The organism is Arthrobacter sp. JCM 19049, assembly GCF_001310435.1.
This window is the reverse complement of sequence record NZ_BAXF01000109.1, coordinates 1-6,155: the sequence shown is the minus strand read 5'-3', so window position 1 is coordinate 6,155 and position 6,155 is coordinate 1. Positions and strand designations below refer to the sequence as shown.

Here is a 6,155-nt window from a genome sequence, read left to right as displayed (position 1 = left end):
CTCGCGAGGCACCCCGCGCATCGCCAACCGGCTGCTGCGCCGGGTGCGGGACTGGGCGCTGGTCAACCGCCTGGAGCAGATCGACCAGCGGGCCGCGGCCGCGGCACTGGACATGTACGAGGTCGACGTCAAGGGCCTGGACCGGCTGGACCGCTCCGTGCTGCAGGCCCTGTGCCAGAAGTTCGGCGGGGGACCGGTGGGCCTGTCCACCCTGGCGATCGCGGTGGGGGAGGAAACCGAAACGGTGGAAACCGTGGCAGAACCCTACCTGGTGCGTGAGGGACTGATGGGACGCACCCCGCGCGGACGCATCGCAATGCCCGAAGCCTGGGAGCACCTGGGCCTGGCCGTGCCGAAGGACGCCCTGTTCGCCGGGGCGCAAAACTATGAATCCGATGAGGATTAGTCCTCTGCAGGCGTAAATGTGTTACCCCGCTGGCTTCAGCGACTAGACTGAAGTGGCCCGTGCCATGACCGCGAAACCGCGGGATGCCGGGCCACACGCTCTTTTTGTCGATTTGTTAGCAGGTATATTCGTGTACTCCGTGACGTTTGCACAGGCCGCCGCGGGCGGTTTCAACCCTTCGATGATCCTGATGGTCGGACTGTTCGCCGTGCTGATCATCATGATGATCCGTGGACGCAAAAAGGTCAGCAAGCAGCAGGAGACGCTGAAGGAGAAGACCGTTCCCGGCGCCAAGGTGATGACCAACTCCGGGATCTTCGGCACCGTGGTGCGCATCGACGAGCAGGACCGGGTTGAGCTGGAGGTCGCCCCGGGCACCGTGCTGACCGTGCACCGCCAGGCCATCGCCCAGTTCATCGAGCCCGAGGTGCAGACCGAGGCCCCGGCCGCCGGCACCGAGACCGCGGAAGAGACCCTGCGTCGCCTGGACGACGAGGGCAAGGACGAGCGCAACGCCTAATCCCCTTGGCCCCGTTTTGTGGGCTCACCGAAGTCTCCTCGATGAGAAAGCACTCTAGATGTCATCAATTGGACCTGTAAAACAGGCGCACCGGGCGTTGATCTGGCTGCTGGCGTTGACGATCATCGCCACCGGCATCCTTGTCGCCGGCGTCGCCACCGGCAAGACCAGCTTCGCCCCCAAACTCGCACTGGACCTGGAAGGCGGCACCCAGATGATCCTGGCCCCGCGGGTCCAGGGCGATGAAAGCATCGACCAGGACCAGCTGGAGCAGGCGGTGGAGATCATCCGCCAGCGCGTGGACGGCAGCGGCGTCTCCGAAGCGGAGATCACCACCCAGTCCGGCAGCAACGTGGTCGTCTCGATGCCCGGCGTGCCGGACACCAAGACCCGCGAACTGATCCAGGCCTCGGCCAACATGGAGTTCCGCCCGGTGCTGATCACCGGCGCTTCGAGGCCACCCCGAAGGAAGAACGCACCCCGGAGGCGGAGATCCCCAAGCCCGAGGGCAAGCCGGAGAACGCCTCGGACACCAACTGGATCAGCCCGCAGCTCTACAAGGACTTCGAGGCCTACGACTGCCCCAGCGAGCTGGACAAGCGCGAATCGACCACCCACGACCCGGATGAGCCGATGATTTCGTGCGACCCCCGGATGGGCGCGAAGTACATCCTGGGCCCGGTGGAAATCCCCGGCCAGGACATCTCCGACGCCTACGCGCAGATGACCCGCGGCGCACAGGGCGCGGTGACCGGCGACTGGGCCGTGGTCATCGAGTTCAACAGCGAAGGCACCAAGACCTTCTCGGACACCACCCAGCGTCTGGTCTCGCTGCAGGGTTCGCGCAACCAGTTCGCGATCGTGCTGGATGGCACCGTGATCTCCGCGCCGACCACCAACGCCGTCATCAGCGACGGGCGCCCGCAGATCACCGGCGGCTTCACCGAGGAGTCCGCCCAGGCGCTGGCCGAGCAGCTGAAGTACGGTGCACTGCCAATCAGCTTCGAGATCCAGTCCGAACAGCAGATCTCCGCCACCCTGGGCGCTGATCAGCTGCGCGGCGGGTTGATCGCCGGCGTCATCGGCCTGGTGCTGGTGTTCATCTACTCGCTCTTCCAGTACCGCGCCTGGGCCTGGTCACCATCCTGTCGCTGCTGGCCTCCGGTGTGCTGACCTACCTGGCGCTGCTGCTGCTGGGCTGGACGATGAACTACCGGCTCTCGCTGGCCGGCGTGGCCGGCTTGATCGTGGCGATCGGCTTGATCGCCGACTCGTTCATCGTCTACTTCGAACGCGTGCGCGATGAGCTGCGCGAGGGCCGTCCGCTGGCGGGGGCCATCGACGTGGCTGGGGACGGGCCCGGCGCACCATCCTGGTCTCCAAGGCCGTGAACCTGCTGGCCGCGGTGGTGCTGTACATCGTGGCGGTGGGCAACGTGCGCGGCTTCGCGTTCACCCTGGGCCTGACCGCGGTGATCGACCTGATCATCGTCTACGGGCTGACCCACCCGCTGCTGGTGGTGCTCTCGCGCACCAAGTTCTTCGCCGAGGGCCACCGCTGGTCCGGGCTGGACCCGTCGCTCCTGGCGCGGTGCCGCTGTATCGCGGGGCCGGGCAGGTCCGCCGGTTCAACGAGAACGTCACCACGCGCGCGGCAAGAAGAACACCAAGGCCGCCGCCGAGGCCACCCGCAGGATGACGATCGCCGAACGCCGGGCCGCCGAAGCGAACCGGGAGGAGAACAATGAATAAGCTCGCTCAATGGGGCAACGAACTCTACACCGGCAAGCGCTCCTACCCGTTCGTGGCCAAGCGCAAGCTGTGGTTCTCCATCGCCGCCGTGCTGATGGTGCTCTCCATCCTGGTGCCCGTGGTCAAGGGCGGGTTCAACCTGGGCATCGATTTCCGCGGTGGTTCGGAGTTCACCGTCTCGGCGGTGCAGAACACCGACGTGAAGCTCGGGGAGGACGCTGTCTCCGCCGCCGTCCCGGGCCAGGAGGCGACGGTCACCAACATCGCCCCGGGCACCATCCGGGTGCAGACCGACCGGCTGAGCGATGATCAGACCCTGGCCATCGGCGGGCAGCTGGCCGAGGCCTACGGGGTGAACGCGGACCACGTGACCAGCACGTTCATCGGCCCCACCTGGGGCCAAGACGTTTCACGCCAGGCCCTGTTCGGGCTGGTCGCGTTCGTGGTGCTGGTGACGCTGCTGATGGCCGCGTACTTCCGCACCTGGAAGATGTCGATCGCCGCGGTGATCGGGCTGATGACCGTGATCGTGGTGACCGCCGGGATCTACGGGCTCTCGGGCTTTGAGATCACCCCGAGCGCGATCATCGGCTTCCTGACCATCATGAGCTACTGCCTCTATGACACGGTGGTGTCTTCGACAAGGTCCGGGAAAACACGCTGAACTTCGCCAAGGAGGACCAGCGCACCTTCAACGAGCTGGTGAACCTGGCGGTGAACCAGACCCTGGTGCGTTCGATCAACACCTCGGTGGTGGCGGTGCTGCCGGTCGCGGCGATCCTGTTCATCGGCTCCTACCTGCTGGGTGCCGGTACGCTCAAGGACCTGTCGCTGGCGCTGTTCATCGGCCTGATCGTCTCGGCGCTGTCCACACTGTTCGTGCAGGCCCCAATGTACTCCTGGCTGCGGCGCAACGAGCCCGAAGTCATCGCCCAGCGCGAACGGGTGCTGGCCTCCCGCTAACCCCGCACCAGTAAGAAACGCCGCCGATTCGCGTGAATCGGCGGCGTTTCGCGTTTCCAGGCAAGGGGAGCATAATTAGTTGTCACCGCGCGAACGTGCTATAAACAATGGATTAAGCACAACGTGTCACGCCGGTGCAAGACCCCGCACTGGCGCACTCGCGGTTAACCACCTGCCGGCCGGACGCTTCCCGGGCAGGGCCGCTACCGGACGGGAAGGAGTTGGGCATGGCATCAGCTAACCTCAACAATTCAAGGCGACGTTCCATCTCACGTCTGGTGCGCTTCCCGGGCCGGGGCACCACCGCGAACACCTCACCGACCCTGGAACCGCTGCTGCGCACGGTCAAGTCCAAGCACCCCAAGGCGGACCTGGACCTGCTGGTGCGCGCCTACCAGGTCGCCGAGAAATACCACGAGGGCCAAAAGCGCAAGAGCGGGGACCCGTACATCACCCACCCGGTGGCGGTGGCCACCATCCTGGCCGAAATGGGCATGACCGGGGCGATCCTGGCCGCGGCGCTGCTGCACGACACGGTGGAGGACACCGACTACTCCCTGGAGCAGGTCACCAAGGACTTCTCCGAGGAAATCGCGATGCTGGTTGACGGGGTCACCAAGCTGGACAAGGTCACCTACGGGGAGGCCGCCCCGGCCGAGACGGTGCGCAAGATGGTCATCGCCATGTCCCGCGACATCCGGGTGCTGCTGATCAAGCTGGCCGACCGGCTGCACAACGCGCGCACCTGGCGCTACGTCTCCCCGGAGTCCAGCTCGCGCAAGGCGAAGGAAACGCTGGAGATCTTCGCCCCGCTGGCCCACCGGCTGGGCATGAACACCGTGAAGTGGGAACTGGAGGACCTCTCCTTCGCCGCCCTGCACCCCAAGGTGTACCAGGAGATCGTGCGGATGGTGGGGGACCGCACCCCGGAGCGGGAGAAGTACCTGGCAACGTGCGCGCCATGCTGGCCAACGAGCTGACCACCCAGGCATCCAGGCCGAGGTCTCGGGCCGTCCGAAGCACTACTACTCGATCTACCAGAAGATGATCGTGCGCGGCAAGGACTTCGACGACATCCACGACCTGATGGGTGTGCGCATCCTGGTGGACTCGGTCAAGGACTGCTATGGGGCGCTGGGCGTGGTGCACACCGAGTGGAACCCACTGCCGGGCCGCTTCAAGGACTACATCGCGATGCCCAAGCTGAACCTCTACCAGTCGCTGCACACCACGGTGATGGGCCCGGACGGCAAGCCGGTGGAGATCCAGATCCGCACCCACCAGATGCACGTGCGCGCCGAATACGGTGTGGCCGCCCACTTCCAGTACAAGCACGGCAACGCCGACAACTCCGCACTCTCACCCGAGCAGAACATGGACTGGCTGCGTTCGCTCATGGAGTGGCAGGCCGATACCGAGGACTCCGAGGAGTTCCTGGACGGGCTGCGCTATTCGATCTCCTCCAACGAGGTCTACGTCTTTACCCCCAAGGGCGACATCATGTCGCTGCCGGCCGGCTCCACCCCGGTGGACTTCGCCTACTCGGTGCACACCGACGTCGGGCACCGCACCATCGGCTCCCGGGTCAACGGCAAACTCGTGCCGCTGCACACCGAGCTGAAGCAGGGTGACGTGGTGGAGGTGTTTACCTCCAAGGCCGAGGGGGCCGGACCCTCCCAGGACTGGCAGAACTTCGTGCAGTCCGCCCGCGCCAAGGCCAAGATCCGCCAGTTCTTCTCCAAGGAACGGCGTGAGGAGGCCATCGAGAAGGGCAAGGAGCTGCTGACCAAGGAGCTGCGGCGCAACCAGCTTCCGCTGCAGAAGATGATGACCCACGAGCTGCTCACCGCGGTGGCCACCGGACTGCACCACCAGGACATCTCGGCGCTCTACCAGTCGGTGGGCGACGGGCACACCAGCGCCCAGAACGTCATCGAGCACCTCACCGCGCTGATCGGCCCGCCGGAGTCCGAGCAGGTGGAGGAGGAGGCCCGGTCGCCCCGTGGTCTCCAAGCCCACCACCGGGAACGATGCCGGCGTGGTGGTCGAGGGGCTGGGCGATGTGCTGGTCAAGCTGGCCCGCTGCTGCTCACCGGTCCCACCGGATGAGATCACCGGGTTCGTCACCCGCGGCTCGGGGATCTCCGTGCACCGCTCCGACTGCCTGAACCTGGCGCAGCTGAAGGAGCAGACCGACCGGATCGTGGCGGTGTCCTGGGCGGACAAGCATTCGGGGGTGTTCCGGGTGGAGATCATCGTGGAGGCGCTGGACCGCAAGTCGCTGCTTTCCGACGTCACCCGGATCCTGGCCGAAAACCACCTGAGCATCCTCTCGGCCAGCGTGCAGACCACGCGGGAGCGGGTGGCGATTTCCCGCTTCTCCTTTGAGATGGGCGACCCGAAGTTCCTCACCCACGTGCTGAACCAGGTGCGGCGCATCGACGGGGTTTACGACGTGTACCGCACCACCGCCAGCTCCCGGCGCTAAGGGGCTGCGCCACGGGCCGCCGCAGCG

General features: G+C 65.9%; 2 protein-coding genes and 3 pseudogenes. All 5 read left to right on the top strand.

Annotated elements, in window-relative coordinates:
* Positions 1-406, top strand: a 406-nt coding sequence (locus JCM19049_RS07105; protein ID WP_279402665.1) for a Holliday junction DNA helicase RuvB C-terminal domain-containing protein, incomplete at its 5' end; no start/stop codon positions are given.
* 130 nt (positions 407-536) lie between these two features.
* The gene (yajC, locus tag JCM19049_RS07100) at positions 537-926 is read left to right on the top strand and encodes a preprotein translocase subunit YajC (protein ID WP_054821236.1); all 390 of its coding nucleotides are present in this window, start codon (positions 537-539) and stop codon (positions 924-926) included.
* Between the two features lie 58 nt (positions 927-984).
* Positions 985-2,677: pseudogene (gene secD / locus JCM19049_RS07095) on the top strand (protein translocase subunit SecD).
* Positions 2,670-3,640: pseudogene (secF, locus tag JCM19049_RS07090) on the top strand (protein translocase subunit SecF). Before secD ends, secF begins: the two co-directional pseudogenes overlap by 8 nt.
* A 227-nt stretch (positions 3,641-3,867) precedes the next feature.
* A pseudogene (locus JCM19049_RS07085) lies at positions 3,868-6,128 on the top strand (bifunctional (p)ppGpp synthetase/guanosine-3',5'-bis(diphosphate) 3'-pyrophosphohydrolase).
* Positions 6,129-6,155 lie beyond the last annotated feature (27 nt).